Annotated in this window: 17 protein-coding genes and 2 pseudogenes; 10 read left to right on the top strand and 9 right to left on the bottom strand. The window is 69.8% G+C overall.

The genetic code is table 11. The features are described 5' to 3' along the window. Positions 1 to 51: 51 nt before the first annotated feature. The 7 genes and pseudogenes from BJP40_RS19620 to BJP40_RS19590 all read right to left on the bottom strand — a co-directional run bounded on the left by BJP40_RS19620 (position 52) and on the right by BJP40_RS19590 (position 7,430). Positions 52 to 1,080: a UvrD-helicase domain-containing protein gene (locus tag BJP40_RS19620; RefSeq protein WP_256220767.1), complete on the bottom strand. Its 1,029-nt coding sequence runs from the start codon at positions 1,078 to 1,080 to the stop codon at positions 52 to 54. Further along, positions 1,070 to 2,893: an ATP-dependent endonuclease gene (locus tag BJP40_RS19615; protein ID WP_256220766.1), complete on the bottom strand. Its 1,824-nt coding sequence runs from the start codon at positions 2,891 to 2,893 to the stop codon at positions 1,070 to 1,072. The genes BJP40_RS19620 and BJP40_RS19615 overlap by 11 nt, the downstream gene beginning before the upstream one ends. A gap of 520 nt (positions 2,894 to 3,413) precedes the next feature. After that, positions 3,414 to 4,310, bottom strand: a pseudogene (locus tag BJP40_RS31975) (FAD-dependent oxidoreductase). 19 nt (positions 4,311 to 4,329) lie between these two features. Next, on the bottom strand, positions 4,330 to 4,734 hold the full coding sequence (locus BJP40_RS19605; protein WP_256220765.1) for an NUDIX hydrolase: 405 nt from the start codon (positions 4,732 to 4,734) through the stop codon (positions 4,330 to 4,332). 49 nt (positions 4,735 to 4,783) lie between these two features. Continuing rightward, positions 4,784 to 5,698 (bottom strand): FAD-dependent oxidoreductase, encoded by a 915-nt coding sequence (locus BJP40_RS19600; RefSeq protein WP_071281466.1) that lies wholly within the window; start codon positions 5,696 to 5,698, stop codon positions 4,784 to 4,786. A gap of 4 nt (positions 5,699 to 5,702) precedes the next feature. Beyond that, positions 5,703 to 6,272 (bottom strand): isochorismatase family cysteine hydrolase, encoded by a 570-nt coding sequence (locus BJP40_RS19595; RefSeq protein ID WP_071281465.1) that lies wholly within the window; start codon positions 6,270 to 6,272, stop codon positions 5,703 to 5,705. Positions 6,273 to 6,296: 24 nt separating this feature from the next. Next, the gene (locus BJP40_RS19590; protein ID WP_071281464.1) at positions 6,297 to 7,430 is read right to left on the bottom strand and encodes a DNA-binding transcriptional regulator; all 1,134 of its coding nucleotides are present in this window, start codon (positions 7,428 to 7,430) and stop codon (positions 6,297 to 6,299) included. Between the two features lie 218 nt (positions 7,431 to 7,648). On the opposite strand from BJP40_RS19590, the gene BJP40_RS19585 reads away from it, so the two are divergent. The 10 genes and pseudogenes from BJP40_RS19585 to BJP40_RS19540 form a co-directional block, all read left to right on the top strand. Further along, positions 7,649 to 8,116: an NUDIX domain-containing protein gene (locus BJP40_RS19585; RefSeq protein WP_071281463.1), complete on the top strand. Its 468-nt coding sequence runs from the start codon at positions 7,649 to 7,651 to the stop codon at positions 8,114 to 8,116. A gap of 3 nt (positions 8,117 to 8,119) precedes the next feature. Next, positions 8,120 to 8,767 (top strand): hypothetical protein, encoded by a 648-nt coding sequence (locus tag BJP40_RS19580; RefSeq protein WP_071281462.1) that lies wholly within the window; start codon positions 8,120 to 8,122, stop codon positions 8,765 to 8,767. After that, positions 8,764 to 10,563: a DUF4254 domain-containing protein gene (locus BJP40_RS19575; RefSeq protein ID WP_071281461.1), complete on the top strand. Its 1,800-nt coding sequence runs from the start codon at positions 8,764 to 8,766 to the stop codon at positions 10,561 to 10,563. The genes BJP40_RS19580 and BJP40_RS19575 overlap by 4 nt, the downstream gene beginning before the upstream one ends. A gap of 47 nt (positions 10,564 to 10,610) precedes the next feature. Then, on the top strand, positions 10,611 to 11,186 hold the full coding sequence (locus BJP40_RS19570; protein ID WP_071281460.1) for a phosphoribosyltransferase: 576 nt from the start codon (positions 10,611 to 10,613) through the stop codon (positions 11,184 to 11,186). Next, the gene (locus tag BJP40_RS19565; protein ID WP_071281459.1) at positions 11,183 to 12,340 is read left to right on the top strand and encodes a glycosyltransferase family 9 protein; all 1,158 of its coding nucleotides are present in this window, start codon (positions 11,183 to 11,185) and stop codon (positions 12,338 to 12,340) included. Before BJP40_RS19570 ends, BJP40_RS19565 begins: the two co-directional genes overlap by 4 nt. Continuing rightward, on the top strand, positions 12,337 to 13,473 hold the full coding sequence (locus tag BJP40_RS19560; RefSeq protein WP_071281458.1) for a hypothetical protein: 1,137 nt from the start codon (positions 12,337 to 12,339) through the stop codon (positions 13,471 to 13,473). The genes BJP40_RS19565 and BJP40_RS19560 overlap by 4 nt, the downstream gene beginning before the upstream one ends. Continuing rightward, the gene (locus tag BJP40_RS19555; RefSeq protein ID WP_071281457.1) at positions 13,458 to 14,219 is read left to right on the top strand and encodes an SDR family NAD(P)-dependent oxidoreductase; all 762 of its coding nucleotides are present in this window, start codon (positions 13,458 to 13,460) and stop codon (positions 14,217 to 14,219) included. The genes BJP40_RS19560 and BJP40_RS19555 overlap by 16 nt, the downstream gene beginning before the upstream one ends. Beyond that, positions 14,212 to 14,790 (top strand): histidine phosphatase family protein, encoded by a 579-nt coding sequence (locus BJP40_RS19550; protein ID WP_071281456.1) that lies wholly within the window; start codon positions 14,212 to 14,214, stop codon positions 14,788 to 14,790. The genes BJP40_RS19555 and BJP40_RS19550 overlap by 8 nt, the downstream gene beginning before the upstream one ends. A gap of 92 nt (positions 14,791 to 14,882) precedes the next feature. After that, positions 14,883 to 16,040: a hypothetical protein gene (locus BJP40_RS19545; protein WP_256220764.1), complete on the top strand. Its 1,158-nt coding sequence runs from the start codon at positions 14,883 to 14,885 to the stop codon at positions 16,038 to 16,040. Between the two features lie 70 nt (positions 16,041 to 16,110). After that, positions 16,111 to 16,500: pseudogene (locus tag BJP40_RS19540) on the top strand (GNAT family N-acetyltransferase); the annotation flags it as partial. 129 nt (positions 16,501 to 16,629) lie between these two features. Here the strand turns inward: BJP40_RS19540 and BJP40_RS19535 are convergent. Both BJP40_RS19535 and BJP40_RS33125 read right to left on the bottom strand, forming a co-directional pair. Then, positions 16,630 to 17,574, bottom strand: a complete 945-nt coding sequence (locus BJP40_RS19535; protein WP_071281454.1) for a collagen binding domain-containing protein — start codon at positions 17,572 to 17,574, stop codon at positions 16,630 to 16,632. Positions 17,575 to 17,632: 58 nt separating this feature from the next. Then, the gene (locus BJP40_RS33125; protein WP_071281453.1) at positions 17,633 to 18,466 is read right to left on the bottom strand and encodes a hypothetical protein; all 834 of its coding nucleotides are present in this window, start codon (positions 18,464 to 18,466) and stop codon (positions 17,633 to 17,635) included. Positions 18,467 to 18,495: the final 29 nt, after the last annotated feature.

Below are 18,495 nucleotides of genomic sequence, written 5' to 3'. Positions count from 1 at the left end.
CACCAGATCGCTCACACCCCACCAACGACCCAGAACCCGAATCGTTTCGGATCAATAGCCTGCTGCCGCGGTCAGTTCGGGATCCCATTGCAGAGCGTGGTCGATTGCGGGGAGTGTGATGTCGCCGGTGACAGTGTCGGTGGCCAGGACTTCGGAGACCTGGCCCAGCAGGGAGTTGACGCTCGCCAGGACGGCGATGGTCGGTGCGCGGCCCAGCCGGCAGGTGAGGTAATCCCGCATGGCGACGACCCCCTTGTGGACACGGGTCTGCCACGGAACGCCGTAGCCCGGGGTGTAGGTCCAGGTGCGGACGTTGTCCGGCTCGGGGTGGAGGGTGTTGTTCAGGACGGCGTTGGCGTAGTCGAGAAGTCCGCCCCCGGGACTGCGGTGGTTGTCCTTGGACAAGTCGAAGGGTGTGGGCGCGAGGTGCGCCACGGCGTCGTCGAGGCGCTGCTCCTCGACACCGTCCAGGTGGTCGAAGATGCGCTGGTCGGGATCGGCGAGGCAGATGACGGTGGAGGCGCCGCTGACGGCCTTGACCACGCGCCACTGGTCGGTGTTGGTGTCCTGGAACTCGTCCACGATGACCAGTGGGTAAATGCTGCTGTAGAGGGCGCGTAGGGCGGCGCTGCGCTCCAGGAGAGTCGCCGTTGTGTCGGCTAGGAGGTCGAAGACGTAGCGGCCCTCCTCGGTCGCGAGGCGTCGGCGCTCGCTCTTCCAGTCGCCGTCGAAGTCCGCCTGGATCTGCCGTTCGCGGTCGGGCGTGATGAACGAAGACGGTCGGCCGGTGAGCAGCCGTCCGTGGCTGCGTACGACGTCGAGGAAGAAGGCGTGAAAGGTGCGTACTTCCAGGCGCTGGCGGCTGGCCCGGTCCAGGACTCCGGACATCCGGTCCGTGATCTGGCGTACGGCGGCGCGCGAGAAGCTGAGGAAGAGTACGCGCTGTTCAGGTTCGAGGGCGGCCAGTCTCGCCTGGGTCTTGAGCAGAGCGATGGTGGTCTTGCCGCAGCCCGGGCCTCCGACGATCAGGAGGTGGCCGGGAGCATCGAGGATCTCTTGCCGGACCGGGTCAATTTTCATCGGTCTCATCCGAGTGAGCCGTGTCGCCGGTCTCTCCTGAGCTCGCGGAGGTCCCCAGGTCGCGGTCGATCTGGAGAAGGAGATCGGCTAGCACATCCGGCAGTTGACTGCGGCCCCTGCATTCGGATATGAGCAGCGCAGCGTAGCCGTCACCCTTGCGGGCCCACAACACGTCATAGGTGAGGGCGTTCACCGCTGGGTCCGTGGCGGACGGGTCGGGGCGGGCGCATCCGGAGGGGTAGTCCATGCGCTGGGCCACGGTGGCGAGGAAACGGCGCTGGGCGTCGACCGGTACTTCGGCGACCAGCAGCTTCTCGACGCTTTTGTAGTTCAGCACCGTGTAGTGCGTGAAGTCGGCAGTCTTGGCCGTGGTCTTGGCGTCGAGCGGCTTGTTGGGCTGGTCGTGGATCCCGTAGACCGGCTTGCCCAGCCCCTTGAAGACGGGGGCGAACAAGGGCACGGAGACGTCGCTCTGAGCGTCGAAGATCGTGACGCCTGCAAGGTCGAGAGGGACGTAGCCCGTGACAGAGGGATCTGCTTCCAGCACGTCCGAGACGGCCGGGAACAGGGCCGCTTCCGCGGCACCCTCTACCACCAGTACGGCACGGCCCAGGACAGCCTCAGCAAACTGTCGGCGGTTGTCGCGGTACTTCTTCAGCTTGAAGTCACCGGGCAGGACGACACGATGGCTGCTCAGCGTGCCCTCTGAGTCGCGGCTGATCACGACAATGCGGGAGGGCTCGAACTTCTTGATCACGTACGGCGAATGGGAGGTGACGATCACCTGGCCCATGCGTTTGACCACGAAGTCGATGAGACGGCGCTGCGCGTGCGGGGGGAGCGCGATCTCCGGCTCTTCCATCGCGAAGATCACCGATTTGTCGCCCTTGAGTTCGGCGATGTAGGTGAGCAGGGCGAACACCAGCAGGTTCAGCGATCCGGTGCTCAGCCGGTTGAACGGCACGGCATGTGGTCCGGGTTGGGTAGCGACGAACAGGCGCAGTACCTCACGCAAGTGTTCGCGGGTGAGTTCAGACGCCTGTAGATCGACCGGATCGGCGGTGTCACCGAGGCTGACGAAGCGGTCGACGCGGTCGCGTATCTCGGTACGGATCTTTCCGAATCCGGATTCGGCCGCGGCTATGACGACTTGCTCCAGGTCGCGCAGTGCCTTCTCCCACAACGGACCCGCCAGCTCTGACTCCAGCCGCACGATCGTGTCCAGTAGCGAGCCGCGCTGGAACGTGAGCGCCCTGTTGCCCGTACGGTTCGGCCGCAGGTAGAGGAATCCACAATGCCGCTTGTCCTCCCGGGTGAAGGATTTCAGCCCTGCGCCGAGCCCGCTCTCCTCCCCGCCAAGGCCGTCAGGGACATTCTCGGGATGTGCGAAGAACGTGCCCCCGATGAAGTCGTCCTCCTGAGGGTCGTAGCGGCCGAGGAAGACCACCGGCAGGCACCATTCGCCGGCCTCGGCGTCTTCGACAGCCTCCGGGACCGTATCCAGGAAGTCGTTCGTCCGCGCCGACCAGCGACGCAGATGGCTACCGAATCGGCGCTCGGCGGCATCGGACAGGTGGGTGAGGACGACCTCGATCCTCACTTCGGGCAGCTTGCCCTCTCGATCCTGGTAGCACCCGCCGTAGAAGTCGTACTCGTCGACGACCGGCCGTCGGAACATGCGCTCGGGCCCGAGTACGAGCTCCAGCCCCTCACATACAGTCGACTTGCCGACGCTGTTCGAGCCGACCAACAAGGTGTGGCCATCCAAGAGAACCGTCCCGTTCTTCACGCCACGGAAGTTCTCCAGGATCACCCGCTGTACCTGCACGCCCGCCCCCGTCTCTTCGAGGGAGCAGGGCACAGTCGACTCGTCGCCGCTGGCGCTTCCTCGCGCGAAAGCTGTCGCCACGAGGACAGACCAGAGCATCCCCTGACGAAAACTGGAGGCGATTCTACGACAAGTGAGATCTTCGGACCGTGCTTAATCACCAGCGAGCGGCGGATGCACGGTGCCGCGTGGTGGTCACCCTGCTATGCATGCGCTGCCTCCTGCGGGAGGCAGATCCGCGACGTTCCCGCTGACCTCCTCGGCGTGGCGGTGTAGGAAGCCCGCACGGCTCGGTTCGCTGTCAAACGACTCGATTGGATGACAGAGGACACGAACTGGGGCGACCAGCTTCCCTATCAAGGGGACATCATCACTGAGCTGCGCTCGGACTCCGCTGACCAGCACAGACAGCGAACAGCCGGACTTTGAAATCGCCCTGCCGTCCACCGGGCGTGTGCGGTTCCGCCTGCCGGGGTGCTTTACCGATAAGCGAAGAGAGCCGTGGTCACGTGGCGGACAGCAACTCACCGATCTCTTCGGCCCAGCCCCATGAGAGCGTGACGCCAGCGCTTCCGTGCAGACCGAGGCACGTGTCGGACGGGCGCCGATCCGGTGCTGCAGGACTCGGGCCTCGGCAAGGCGGGGTTCGACCTCGGCACAACGGGCCAGGATGCCGGCCGCTGCCTTGTCGTCGGGGGCAAGGTCGCCTTCACGGTCGATGGCCGTGCCACCCAGGACGGCGGTGTCGCCGTGGGGGTAGAAGCACAGCAGGTCCGGGGCGAGGCCGGTGTCCTCGGAGAAGAACTCGGTCAGCCCCGGGTTGGTGACGACGACGTGCTGGCCCCGGATCGGCCGGAGGTCGGGGGCCGGGACAGCTCCTGGGCGCACAGGCCCGCGCAGTTGACGATCACGCGAGCAGGGCCGGCGTCCGCGAGCGAGGCCAATCGTCGCCGCTCGACCGTTCCCCCAGCGGCATCGAGCCGACGCAGAAGGTAGTCGAGGTAGGTGGGCATGTCGATCAGCGGCACCGTGAAGCGGTAGCCGGCCGAGAACCCGGCCGGCAGTTCAGCCGGCTCGCACGACCGGAAGCCGGGCAGGGCGGTGGCCCAGTCCGGTGGAGCCTCGGCCGTGCGGGACGCCTCAATGCCCCGGTGAGCCGGACATCCGTCGACGGGTCCTCGGACAGCTTGCGGAGCATGTGCTGCGACCGTTGTCCCCACTGGTCGACCTTGTCCTTCGGTTCGGCCAGATACGGGCCCCACATTGCCCCGGCCGCCAGCGACGTGACGCACGGCATCTGTTCGTCGATCACAGGCACCGACGCACCAGCCTCAGCGAGAACGACGGCGGTCGTGAGCCCTGCAATCCCGGCGCCGATGACGACATGTTCGTGGCTTTTCACGGGCGTTGTCCGGTGGAGTTCACAAGAGCAGAGCTGCGTCGAGGTAGACCTGCACCGGCTCAAACAGCCCGTACGGCACGTACTGCGGGATCTCGCCGTGTGCGGCCCATGCCAGGCCAGCCACTTCGTCATCACTCGCGATGACCGCTTCGCCACCGACGGGTCGGCATGCGATGTAGTGGATCTCCCGGCCCGTCATGGGGTGAACCCGTCGTCCCAGCACGCTCTGCGGGGTCACCAGGAGTCCGGTCTCTTCGTGGGTCTCACGCACTGCGGCTTCCTCGGGAGTCTCCCCGAGTTCGATCTTCCCGGCCGGCAACTGCCACGAGAGCGCGCCTTCCGCCACGCGTCGGCGCACGAGCAGGACGCGCCTGTCCTGAACAACGACGGCAGCGGCAACCGCCACCTCGGTCTCACCAGCCACGCAGATTCCCTCCCAAGCGCCATCGTCACCGCACTACGCCGACGTGGTCTCAGCTCTTGGCGAGCAGTTCCCTCGCCGCGTAGTAGGCGTGCAGTGCAGCCTCGCTTCCGGAGCCCAAGGCGGTCATGATCCGCTGAAAGCGGGCGGAGCGGAGGTCGCCAGCGACGATGATGCGGGGGTGCTGGTCGGTCGGCGGGCAGTATCCGTCCACGCCTCGGATGAGGTCGCCAGAGGGAGCGGTCGGCGCGTTCCCGATGCTGAGGTAGGCAGCATCCGCCGTGATCGTCTGCCGTTCACCGTCCCGGCCCACCGCTTCCGCCGACACCGAAGCGCCCTCTGCGGGACCCAGCCGCAGGTGCTCGACGGGGACGAGTGTGACTCGGGAGTCCTCGCGGATCTCCTCGATCTTGTATTCGTCCGCCTCTGGGTACGCCACGAGCAGGCGGGTGTCGGTGGTCGGGTTGGCGCGCAGGAAGGTGCCGATCGGGCGGTCACCGCCGAGGACGAGGAGAGCGCGGCCCTCGGCCTCGTCCGCCTCGGCCTGCCAGAGCGGAGGAAGGGTCAGGCCGCTGGGGGCGGTGATCCAGGCGACGTCGTGGGGTTGGAGCGGACCGACGCCGGTGGCGACGACGGCGTACCGAGCGGTGAGACGGGCGCCGGTGTCCAACGTGGCGGTCACCTGGTCGTCGTCGGCGCAGAGCTCGGTGACGTGTCGGCCGAGTTCGAGGCGACACAGCTCCGTGCTCTTCAGCTCAGAGACGATGGAGTCGGCCAACTCGGGGCCGCTGGTGTAGCCGCCGAGAACGTTGTTCAGGGCCGGGATCCGGTAGAGGTTGCGGCACAGCCGGTCCGGCTCGATCAGGATCGAGCGCATGCCGACGCTGGCGGCCATGCGGGCGGCGGCGCAGCCGGCCGGGCCGCCGCCGATGATGATCAGGTCGGTGTCGTACAGCGTGTCGGCCATGGGGCTATTCCAGCACTGGGGTCCCGGCGTACGCAGTGAGTTGGCCCATCACGTGGTCGCTGGTGACGAGTTGGCCGGTTCCGATCAGGCGGCGGGCGACGAGGAGGCCGGCGTCGTGGACGTCCGGACCGGCGTCGCTCGCGGAAGCGTCGGTGACGATCCAGGGTGCGTACCCGTACTCGAAGGCGTCGGCGGCGGACTTCAGGACGCAGCTCTCGGTGGCGATCCCGCAGAAGACGAGGTCGGTCCAGCCGGCCCGGCGGATCAGTTCGGCAGCCTCCGGGGTGAGGAACGTGTAGCCGGTCTTGTCGACGACCGCGTGCGCGTGGGCGGCAGCCTCGGCGAGCTCGGGGACGATGTCGGTCTCGGGCGGTTCCCGGAGTCGGTGCCACTGGAAGAAGCGCTCGTAGGGACTGTCCGGGTAGTTGAAGTACCGGGTGAAGATCACGGGTCGGCCCGCGGCGGACCACTGTGCGACCAGGTCGGAGACCGCGGGCACGGCGTGGCGGCTGTGGTGGTTCACGAAGCCGTTCTGCATGTCGATCACGACCAGCGCGGCGCTGCCGATGTCCATCCGCTGTCTCTCCTGCCCGTGTTCTCAGCCGACGCTCTCGCGTAGAGCGTCCTGCGCGGCGCGCAGCCGTTCGGCCAGCCCGCTGGTCTTCATGATGGCCTCCCGCATCAAAACATGCTGCGCAGTCTCCTGGGCGCGGGCGGTGGTGAGCCGGGAGTAGGCGGCGCGCAGGAAGCGCCAGCCGTACTCCTCGGGCATGGAGGGATCCTGGCCGTCCTCGATCATCTGCTGGATCTGGCGGGTGAAGCACCACAGGGCCTGGACGGTCAGTTCGCAGGCGACCAGCTCGTCGATGGTGAGGCCGCGCTCGCGGGACTGGGAGGCATAGGCGACGCCGGACCAGCCGGCGTAGCCGGTGGAGACTCCCTGTACGCCGAAGGAAACGATGTCCGGGTGGTCGAAGCCGGAGGCGAGGAGCGAGTCCTCGACCGTGCCGTCCAGGGGCGCGGGCCCGCCCGGGGCGCCGCGGTCGACCAGGACCGAGGGCGTGGACAGCAGGCGCAGGGCGGTGTCGTAGGCGTTTCCGGCCCAGGGTGCGGAGGTGAGCCAGTACAGGGAGAGGACGTACTCGGGGTTGGGGGTGCGGTCGTGGTCCTCGTCGAGGAGGTCGCGGAGCTTGTCTCGTGCCCAGGGCAGGTCGGAGGCGTAGGAGCGGTAGCGCCAGACGGCGAGGTCGGTGAGCGCTGCGGGCTCGTGCGACTGGACGAGGTGGAAGACGGCTACCCCGCACGCGAAGACATGCAGGACGCAGTCCTGCGCTTCGGGGTGGTCCACTCGGGCCAAGGAGGACTCGAGCCACTGGTCGTCAGCGCTCGGTGTCATGTGTGCGCGGAGCCGGCGGGCGCGCTCGCCGCCGATGAAGACCGGCAGGAATTTGTGGGAGTCGACTTCGATCCGGCCTGTGACGGGCGGCGCAGCGCCGTTCGTTCCCAGCGCAGCCGCGAACCGGGCCTTCGCTGCGTCCGGCGCACGGCCGAGTGCTGTGTCGAGGACAGCTTGCGACTCGGCGCGGGGCTGGTAACTCGCTCCGCCACCCTCCCAGTTCGACACAGTCCGGTCGCTGACGCCCAGGTAGGCGGCGAAGTCGCGCAGGCTCATGCGCAGGGCTTCGCGTAACAGCCGTGCTTCCCGGCCGGACCATCGCTGCACCGTGACCACCGTCGTACCCCCATGTCCGTCACCCCGGTGGAACGCCGAAACGACCAGCGTAGCCAGCCTCGTTCAGCAGTGGTGCGGCATTGCTGCAGCGCCCGTACGTCACACCCCGCCGTCGCCCTGCACCATGCTGGTTCCACCGAGCCGGAGTGCCCACCGCCACCAGGCGCCAGCCCCTCCGCCCGTTCTCTCCTGTACCACCATCAGAAGGAACAAACGGCATGACCGACATCGTCAAGCGCAACGCCCGCGCCATCCTCCTTGACGGCGACGAGCTGGTCCTCATCAAGCGCACTAAGCCGGGCAGGGAGCCGTACTGGGTGACTGTCGGCGGAGGGGTCGAGGAGGACGATGCGACCATCGAGGCGGCCCTGCACCGGGAGGTGTTCGAGGAGCTGGGCGGCAAGCTGGAGCGCGCCGAGCTCGTCCACCTGATCACCGACGAGCTGGAGGGCGGCGTCGGCATTCAGCACATCTTCGCCGCGCGCCTGGAGTCGATGGACCTGGCCGCGCGCACAGGTACGGAGTTCGCCAAGCCGGAGCGCGGCGGGTACGAGGTGGTCCGGGTGCCGTTCACCGCCGAGGCCCTCCGCGAGCTGAACCTGATGCCGCCGGAGCTCGCCGAGTTCATCGCCGCCAACACGGACGCGATCGTCTCCATCCTCGACACCCCGATCCGCGAGGCATGAGCCATGGCGCAGGTCCCGGACTTCGTCAGCCTCAACGGCCCTGACAACGTGGGCAAGACGACCCACCTCGTACGGCTGACCGGGCGCTGGGAGGGCTTCCAGGCGCTGGGTGCAGTCCACGAGCACGACCCCGAGCCGTGGGCACGGGTGGCGGCCGGCGACTACTCCCGGTGGTGGTTCGAGACGTCCACGACTGTCGAGCTGACCGAGATGCTGCTCGCCAGCCATGCCAAGCGGGCAGTCGCCCGCGAGGCCGGGCGTACGGGACTGCTCGACCGGGGCCTGCCCATGCTGCTCGCCGTAACCACCGCGACCTGTGTGGTCAAGGACGGGCTGACGGTCGGTGAGGCGTCCAAGACCGTGACGGGCATCGCCGGTTCGCGAGCCGCCGCACCGGAGACCTCGGTCCTCCTGCTCCCGTCACGCGACGCCGAGCGCAGCTACGCCATCACCAGCGCCCGCGAGGGCCGCCCGTGGACCGGGATCTACCCGGCCTACCAAAAGATGCTGCACGCGGTCCTGCTCCACCAGGCGGATCACGGCGCGTACAGCGCGGTCGTGGACTGCGAGGACCGTTCGCTGGACGACATCCACGCCGATCTCGTTGATCACCTCGCCCTCAGCCACTTCATCGACGGGAGTCCCCGATGACCCAGAACTCCCCGCCTCTGGTCTTGCCGCCCGGCCTCGCCCGCGCCATAGCCACGCTCCAGGACAAGGACCTGCACCGCCTGGACGACACCGTCACCCGGCTCCACACCGTCAACGGACTCCTGTGGGACACCGAGGACCGGGTGCGCGGCGCCTTACTCTCCGCTGCCCAGGTCGCCGACTGCAAGCGCGAGATCGACCAGCTCAACGCCGAACGTAACGTGCTCGCCGAGCGGGCTGACGAGGTCCTCGGCTCGCTGGCGGACGCGGGCCGCGCCGACGCGCCGCTTCACACCGAGACGCTCGCCTCCGTCGTCGACCGTCTGTCGGTGCTGACGCTGAGGATCTGGCACAGCGAGCGGGCTGCGGCCCGGGACGAGCTGGCCCGCTGGCGTATCCCCGCCCTCCATGGCCAGCGGGAGGAGCTGTGCGCCGCCCTCGACGCGCTGGTCTCCGACGTCGTCGCCGGCCGTCGCCGGCTTCCCGTACCGGCCCGCTTCAAGCTGTACGGCCGGGACGACGCCGCCCCCGCGGAGATCAAGCCGAGCCGACACCTGCGCCGGGTCCTCGCCTTCGGTGGGCTGAGCGAGTGCGGCAAGAGCACCAGCGCCGAGTTCGTCCAGCGCACGTGCGGTGCCCAGCGCCTCAAGATCGGCTTCCTGCTCCGGCAGGCGGCGCACCGGGAGGGCCTCGCGGACCCGTACGCTCTGTCGGCCCGCCGGCAGGCCGAGCTGCTGCTCGGCGAGCTGAACCGGTTCGCGGACGCCCACGTCGACGCACAGCTGTTCACGATCGACTCCGTCCACGACGACGCGTCGATCACCGAGCTCAAGGCGCTCATGGGCGACACGCTCCAGATCGTCTACCTGGACGCCTCCTTCGCCGTACGCGTCGAGCGGTCCGGGACACCGGCCCAGGCCGTCGCCGCGAAGGACGAGATCAAGATGAGCCGTGGCGCCCACCAGGTCGCCGCGCTCGCCGACCACGTCATCGACAACACCGGCAGCATCGCCGCCCTTCGAGCCCGGCTCCGGCGCATCGCCGCCCCGCCCGCCGCCACTGCGCTGCGCGTGGCCACCCCGTACGGGCTGGGCCTGTCGGCCGCCGTCGCCTCGGCGACGGCCGACTTCACCGACGCGGCACGGGCATACGGCCCCGGCGTACGGCTCGTCGCCCTGACCGGCAGCCCCGGCGAGGGCAGTTGGATCGCCGGCTGGTCCGACCTGGACCTCCTCGTGATCGCCGAGCACGAGGCCATCGGCCGGGTCCACGAGGCCCTGGAGCAGTACCGGACCGCCCTGGGCGGTGCGGCCTCCCTCGGTCCGACGCTCGTCACTCCCGGCGAACTGACCGCCCGGCGTCTCACCCCGCGCCTGGCGTTCGTCCTCCACCAGCTCCAGCAGGGCAGCCCCGCCCTGCTCGCCGCACCCGACCTCGAACTGCCGACGATCAGCCGAGACGATCTGGCGTTCGCCGCCGTCCGGGAACTTCCCCAGGTCATCCTGACCATGCGCCGCCTGCGCGCCTATGCCGGGCCGATGGCTCTGCGGCAGCTCTACAAGCACCTCGTGCTCGCCTACCGCCTCCTCCTGCGCGAACACAACCAGTGGGAGTCCGGCCCCGACCGGATCCTCGCCGCGGCTTCCCGCATGCCGGGCCTTCCCGCCCTCTCGGTGCCGTCCCTGGCCGAGATCGCCCGTGCCTGGCGTGACGGCGACGCCGAGCTCGTCCTCAAGCCCGTCACCACGGCGGTTGACCAGCTCCTCGCCTGGTACGCCGCCCAGCTCGCCGCCTGAACGGCCTCCCCCTTCTTCTCACTTCTCTATCCGACAGGAGCTTCGCCATGCCCGAAACCATCGCCGTCCCGTCCTTCTCCGCCCGGATCGTCGAACGGCTCAGCGTCGGAGCCACGAGCCGCCGCGAGCGCGTCATCCATTCCCTGGACGGCCTGGAGGACCCGGTCCACCCCGACAGCCTCGCCCACACCGGGGCCGACCTGTGGCGTCTGCTCCAGGAGCAGGTGCCGGACGGAATCACCGCCGTGGACTTCCTCCTCGGCCTGGACGCCGGCGGCATCCTGCCGACCGTCTCCCTCGCCGGCGCCGCCCACCTCCCGTACAAGATCGCCTGGAAGCTGCACCTCCCCCTCGACGGGGCGGTCCGCTTCAGCGAGCCCCACGCAATGCGCCCTGACGTCTTCGCGTACGGCATCGCCTCCGGCCAGCGCATCGTCATCGTGGACGACGAGATCACCACCGGCCGGACTCTAGCCGACCTCACCCGCCGTCTCCGCGAGGCCGGCGCCGTGCCGGTGGCGGCGGCCTGCCTGGTGGAGGACACCACCCGCGGAGCCCGCGACCTGCTCACCAACCTCGGTCTGCCGCTCGTCTCGCTCACCACGATCGAGGGCGCAGCGTGACAGCAGTCGCCCCGGCGGGGATCCGGTTCCACCACGGCTCCCTGGTCATCCCCGCCGGGGCCGTCCACACCACCCCGCTCGGGTACGACCGCGACAGCGTTCCCATCGGCGCACCGCTCCCGCTGGCCGCCTCCGCCGAACTGGTCCACCGCCTGAGCGGGTGCGGCGAGGTCGTGGTGGCCTTCGACGGGAAGCTCGGCGACACCCTCCTCGCCCTATCGGGAGTCCGCGCGGTCCTCGACTGGCTGCGGCTGCGGTCAGTCCGCGTGACTGTGCGGGCGGTGGGTCCGTACGCGGGGCTCATCGCCCGCACCGGGCTGATCCGGCAGCCCCAGGCCACCACGCCCAGCGGCTGGCGCGCCGTGATCGGCGACCGCCCCGGCATCGAGGCACACGGATCGGAGGCAGCGGTCAGCCTGGTGCTCGACCCGGCCGCTCCACCGTGCTGGTCGACCGACGGCCGCGCCCACCCGGACCTGCCGGCCCGCCACTACCTGGCCCTGGAGCGCCGCCTCGGCATCCGCCTGCCCGACACGGCACCTTTCGCTCCGACCCTCGCGACCGGCCCGAACAAGCTCGTGGAGGAACTGCGCTCGGTGGGCTGGCTGGGCGGTCTGACCATCGCCGCCATCACCGCCACCAGCTGGCCGGAGCGCAAGGACTACACCGCCCAGCGCTACATCACCCTCGCCGAGCACATCGCCGAGGCACAACAGACCCAGGCCCGGCTGCTGCTCATCGGCGGCAACCCGGACGGCGGCCTCCGCATCACCGCGGAGGCTCCCCGACGCCACGTGCAGGTCCTCCGCCTCGACGGGATGCCGGCCGACCACCTCGCCGACCTCTCCCCGCACTGCCACCTGATCGTCGGCAACGACACCGGCCTCACCCACCTCGCCGCAATGGCCCGTGGCCGGGACGGAACCTCCCCGCCCGTCATCGGCTTGTACGCGCGCCACAGCCACAGCAAGTGGCGCACCGGCCTGCCGCACCACCACGCCGTCGCCACCGACCTGTCCGACCGCATGCACCAGGGCGACCTCTGCCCCGTCCGTGACGCCATCGCCCCGGACACGGACGTGCACATGGACGCGTTCCCACCCGCCGCGCTGGCCCAGGTCTGCCTCGAACTGCTCAACGGGGTGAGGCCATGACCTTCCAGCCTCCCCTTCGCCTCGGTCCGGTACGGCGCTTCACCCGCAACCTGCTCTGCCCCGTCGACCTCCTCGGCCGCCCGCTGCTCCTGAAGTACACCCGCGACCCGGCCGAGGCCCGCGAGGAGATCCGCGGCCACGCCCGCCTGGCCCGGCACTACCGCGTCCCCGCCCTCCACGCCCACCTGCGCGTACCGGGCGGGCACCTCCTCGCGTACGAACGCCTCCCCGGCGGCACCGACCAGGGCCTCCTGCTCGACCTCCTCAATACGGACGAGCCGAGCAGCGGCCTCGGCACCTACATAAACCAACTCACAGCCACGTACCGCGAGGTCATCCTCACCACGGCATGGCCGGCCGATCCGGCGCACGTCGTCCGCAAGCTGTACTGGGACCGCGCGGCACCCGGCGGCCGCCTCGACACGTACTACGCCAGCAACGACTTCCTGATCGCCGACGGCCTCATCGACATCCCGGTCTCCCGCCTCGACACCTACACCCTGAACATCAACGGCCGCCGACACCACCTCGACTGGGCCGCCACTCTCCGCTGGCTCCGCGCCCACTTCGCCACGGCCGAGCCAGTCTGGGCGGCCCTCACCCAGGGCGACCCCACCGACGTCAACCTCGCCCACCCGCTCGCCTGGTTCGACTACGACACCGTCGGGATGAATAGCATCCCCGGCGAGTTCGCCAACTTCCTCTGGTACGCCTCCGCCCTCGGTGGCTGGCTCGTGCCCACGAACAACCCGACCGCCCTCGCCGACCACCCGGCCACCTTCGCCCACGTTCCGGCCAACACCCCCGAGATCCGGCGAGCGACAGTCGACTACACCACCAGCACCATCCACATCGACTACACCCCGCGCCTCTCGGCACCCCGGCGAGCCGCCGTGACCGCGTACTGGAACCAGCTCGTACAACCAGTCGCGGACCGTCTCTGGCCCGGCGAGGACCTGGCGAACCTGCTCCGCCCCTACCTGGCCATGCGCATCCTCGGCGTCTACAACCTGGTCGACCTGGCCCCCGAGGACCGCCTCGTCCTGCTCGCCCGGCTCGCCGAGGCCATGAGTCCCACTTTCGACCCCACCACCTACTTCTGCCCGCTGGAGTCGCCATGCCCGGCCCCCTGAACGGCCGCACCGCCCTCGTCACCGGAGCCACCGGCGGCCTCGGCTCGGCCATCGCCCGCCGCCTCGCCGCCGACGGCGCCACCGTCGCCCTCACCCACCTCGACGACGACCAGGCCGCAGCCGAGCTCGCCACCCACATCACCGACAGCGGCGGCACCGCCGTCCCCCTGGGAGCCGACCTCCGCAACGCGGAGGCCGTACGCGCCCTCTGCCACCAGGCCCACGACCGGCTCGGTCCGATCGACATCCTGGTCAGCAACGCCGGCGCCTACCCCCGCCGACCGTGGACGGAGACGACACCGACCCACTGGGACGACGCCCTCGCCACCAACCTGACCAGCCACTACCTCATCGCCCACGAGCTCACTCCCGCCATGACAGCCGTCGGCTGGGGCCGGATCATCACGATCGGTTCGGTCCTCGCCACGGCGGGCCGCCACGACCTCGCCGGCTACATCAGCGCCCAGGCCGGCCTCGAAGGACTCACCCGCGCCCTCGCCCGCGAACTCGGCCCCGCCGGCATCACCGCGAACTGCGTCGCCCCCGGCTCCATCCGCGTCCCCGCCGAGGACACCGTCGTCGACGACCCGGAGGCCATGACCGCCCGGCAGCTCGCCCGCCAGTGCGTCCAGCGCCGAGGCCGCCCGGACGACGTCGCAGCCGCCGTCGTCTTCCTCGCCGCCGACGACGCCGGCTTCATCACCGGCCAGACCCTGCGCGTCGACGGGGGCTGGATCCTTGGCTGACATCTGGCTCATGCGCCACGGCGCCTACGAAGGCCAGCGCCCCGGCTACCACGCCCCGCACGAGGCCGCCCTCACGCAGGAGGGCCGCGACCAGGTACGCCGCTCCCTCCCCCTCCCGACGGGCATCACCGCGATCGTCACCAGCCCGATCCCCCGCGCCCGCCAGACCGCCACCCTCGTCTCGCACCTCACGGGTCTGCCGATCGTGGCCACCTCCGGTCTCCTCGCCGAATGGCGCGCCCCGAGCATCGTCCTCGGCCGCACCGCCGAGACCTACCCGCCGGCCTACCGCGCCTGGCGAGCCCGCCGCCTCGCAAACCCCTCCCTACGCTGCGAAGACGGCGAAAGCCTCACCGACCTCCACACCCGCGCCCGCCACTGCGCCGCCTTCCTCCACCACACCGCCCAACGCCACGGCCCCCTCCTGGCCGTCTCCCACACCCTCCTCCTCGGCGTCCTCACCCACCTCCCAGAAGGCCCTGCCGCTTTCACCACCGCCGCAAAGACCCCCTGGCAGTTCGCCGAGCGCCGTCTCTTTCACCACCCGCCAGTCAGACTCGTCACGTCCTAACTACCAGCGGCACGCCGGAGCTTGATGACCTCGACGATCACACGCACGAGGCTCCGAGAGGTCCCCGGCATCCGGCACCGCGATCTGCTGGCGTGGCCGCACTGGGCCCTGCCCTCAAGAACCTGTACGGCCAGGTCGGGATCATGTTCGGCAAGTTCCACGCGGGCGAGGAGGAGGGCACGCGGACAGGCGAGCACATCCCGGTCGCCTCGGTCTCGTTTCTCCCCGTGAGAGCCGCGATCCGCCGGCGCGACACGCAGTTCCTGCACGCGACCCCGGACCTGGCCGCCGCGCTCGCCGTGGCAGACGACGACGGCCGCGACGTGGCACACCCCTTACGACTGGACGGAGATCCACACATGGGCGAAGCGCTTCCTCCCCCCTGTGAAGCCGTCGGCCTCCTCAAGGACCGCGTCGGCGAGCCCTTCACGACCCGGCTCCTTAGCGACAGACGCGGCTCGCGCGCCTGGAAGATCGAAGGCCCCCGGGGCGCTGTCGCGTTGAAGGCGAACAACCCCGACGACAGCACCACGCGCGACAAGGCCGCCGAGATGGCGCAGGAGGACGACCACCTCGCCCGCCTCACCGACGCGGGCGCGCTGAGCCCCGGGTACCGGGTCGCTGCCGGAGTCTGGGAGGGCGGCCGTTGGCTCGCCGTGCGCTGGGTCGACGGCGTCCCCGTGTGGCGCGCGTTCGCCCCCGCACGCGGTCCGGAAGGTGACCGCCACTCCGTCCGTCCCTGGCTCCGGGGTGTCGCCCGTACGTGGGCCGAGCGGCTGGCGCGGATGCATACCGTCGGGTGGACCCACGCGGACGTCCAGCCCACCAACACCCTGATCACCAGCGTGGGCACGGCCGAGGTCATCGACTACGCCCTCGCCTGCGGTCCGGACAACCGGCCCCGCCTCCCCTACCGAGGCGCGCTCACCCACACAACCGCGCCCGAGATCGCGGAGGCCATCCTCTCCACCACTACCGACACCCACGTCCAGGCGGAGCCGCCGGCCGACATCTGGGGGCTGGGCGCGTCGCTGTTCTGGTGCTGGACGGGACACCGGCCGGTCCCCTACGAGGACGACACCCCGCGCGAGGACAAACTCAAGTCCATCGCCAAGGCCGCCACCCTCCCGATCGACGACGTCCGCCCCTGGGCATTCCCCGAGTTCGAGAGGCTGATCCGCGCGAGTCTGGCCCCGGCCCCGAAGGACCGGCCGTCCGCCTGCGATCTGACCGCCCTCCTCATCTCGTGATCGCGCTTCCCTCGCTCACTGCCGCCGACGCCCCGGCCATCCGCCGTATCTACAGCGGGCCGCCGTTACCTTCCTTGGGCGCCCTGCGATGACCACCCAGGAGGCCGCGGAGTACGTGGTTCGCGTGCAGGAGTGGGCCGCCGCCGATCCCGTCGAGCAGTACATCCTTGGCGTCGACATCGCCGGGGACCTGGTCGGCGTCGTCAAACTCGGCCGCCGCCCCGACGATCACGGCCGGGTGAGCTACGTCCTGCGAGAGGACTGCTGGGGCCAGGGGTACGCGACGAAGGCCGTCAAGGAACTCGTCACCTTCGCCTTCACCACCGCCGGTCTCGACTCCCTCGGGGCAAAGCGCCACCCCGACAACCCCGCCTTGGGCCGGGTATTGGAGAAGGCCGGGTTCACCCAGATCGGGGTTCAGGACGGGATGATCGAGTACCACCTTGCTGAGGACTATTGAGCGTGGCAGTCTGACCGCCGCCTCCACCGCCCTGCGGTCGAGTTCGCGCGCGGGCAGCGCGAGGGGTCCCAGGAACCTGGCGATGGTTCCTGGGACCCTTCTAAACGATCTTCACTTGTTTACGGTCGGTCAGCTGGCGGACCGGCGCTCCTCGTCGCTGTTCTTCCGCCTGCGGGCTGCGATCAGGGTGCCCCCTCCAACTGCCACGAGAGCGCCGCCAGCCGCGAGGAGCCAGGTGTTGGAGTCGGCTCCGGTCTGTGCGAGGGAGCCCTCGGGGGCCGGCGTGCTGGCCGTCGGTACCGGCGCCGCGGTAGTGGAGGCGGAACTGGACGGTGCGGGGGTGCTCGGCTTGGCTGCGGGCGTAGTCGGGGTGACCGGCGGCGGGGGCGTAGTGGGCGGCTGGGTGGGCTTGTCCTTCCTGGTGTTGGTGAAGGTGGCGGTGGTCTTCTCGGAAGGCTTCGCGGTGATCTTGACCGGGGTGGTGTCGAGCTCGTAGCCGGTAGGGGCCTTGGACTCGGTGCCGGTGTAGACGGTGCCGGTGCGGGAGGAAACGGGGAGTTTGGTGATGGCCGTGCCGTCCTTGCCGGTGGTCAGGGCGATCGCCTTGCCGCTTCCGGTGGACGGGGTGATGTTGATGACGGCGCCGGCCAGGGGCTTGCCGGTCTTCTTGTCGGTCTTCTTCACCAGCAGTTCGGCGGGCTTGAAGGTGTCGACGACGGTGAGCTTGACGGTGTTCTCGGGGATGACGATGACGTCCTGGTCGGGTGCCAGTTCGTGGATGGGGCTGCCAGAGTCGGTCTCCTTGAGGCGGTAGGTGCCAGGGTGGACGTTCTCGAAGCGCAGGATGCCGTCGGCGTTCGTCTTGCCGGTAAGGGCCTTGTTGCCGTTGAGGGTGTCGAGCAGGGCGAACGCTGCTCCGGTGAGCAGGGCACCGTCCGGGTCCTTCTTGGTGATCTCGATGGTGCCCGGCGGGATCTCGGGGGCGTTGGCGAAGGCGGTCGGTGCCCAGATCAGGGAGCCGGTGGCCAAGGTCGTCGCGGCGATCGTGGCCGCGGTACGGCGGGGGGCGCGCATGAAGAAGGGGATCTCCTTGTTCTAGGTGTGGTGTTGGGGGCCGCCGCGTGGGCGGGAGTCAGTGGATGCGGGCGCTGGGCCGGATGGCTGCGGCCGCAGGGAGGGCGGGTGACGGGCTCGGATGTCGAGCTGCCGGGGTGGCGGCGCCGTGCCGCCAGGCGGCTGCTTGGACGAGGGCCCGTTGTTCGTCCAGCGGCAAGCTGGAGATCCGGTCGAGGGCTCCGGCGGTATCGGGGCCGAGGCGCCGCCCGGTGAGCTGTGTGACGGCGGCGGCCTCGGCGAGCATGCCCTGGTCGAGAGGGAGCCCGAGGATGTCCATGACGTAGAAGCGGGCGTTGTGGAGGGACTCGGAGACGGTCCTGCCGTCGTAGGTGCCGGCCTCGGCGAGACCGAACACGGCCTGCGTCGCCTCGTGGAGCCGGACGAGCACTGCCAGGTCGCTCACCCAGAACTCCTCGTGCCAGCGGACCGCCCAGGGCGCGGGTTCAGCCTGCGTGCGCGGGGCGAGCAGAGCAGGGCACCAGATCCGCGCAAGGGCTTCGATCGCCTTGCGCAGGCCGGTGAGTTCCGCTCCTGCCCAGGGCGCCGGGCCGTCCTTGTGCCAGTCGCGGATGACGCCGCGCCGGCCGGGGCCTTGCGCGGCATCGCGCCGGGCGAAGGTCTCGTGCTCGGCGAAGGAGAGATGCCGTGTGTCGAGGACACCGCGCTCGACGTGGGTGACGGTGAGACGGAGACCGTCGTACTGCCGGTCCATGGTCGTGCGAGCGAACTCGATCCGCAGCCGGAGCGGCGAGTTCCCCGCGGGTGTGGCGTAGTAGGTATCCCCGACGACGGTGCCGGAGGCGAATGGGAGGGCGAGTTCATCGAAGAACTCCTTGGCGTGCAGAGGCACGGGAACTCCGGGGTGAGTCAGGGCTGCGG

It is taken from the genome of Streptomyces sp. CC53, assembly GCF_001865245.1.
In the GTDB taxonomy this organism is placed as follows: Bacteria; Actinomycetota; Actinomycetes; order Streptomycetales; family Streptomycetaceae; genus Streptomyces.
The sequence above is the reverse complement of the archived record's forward strand: the minus strand, read 5'-3'. Positions and strand labels throughout refer to the sequence as shown.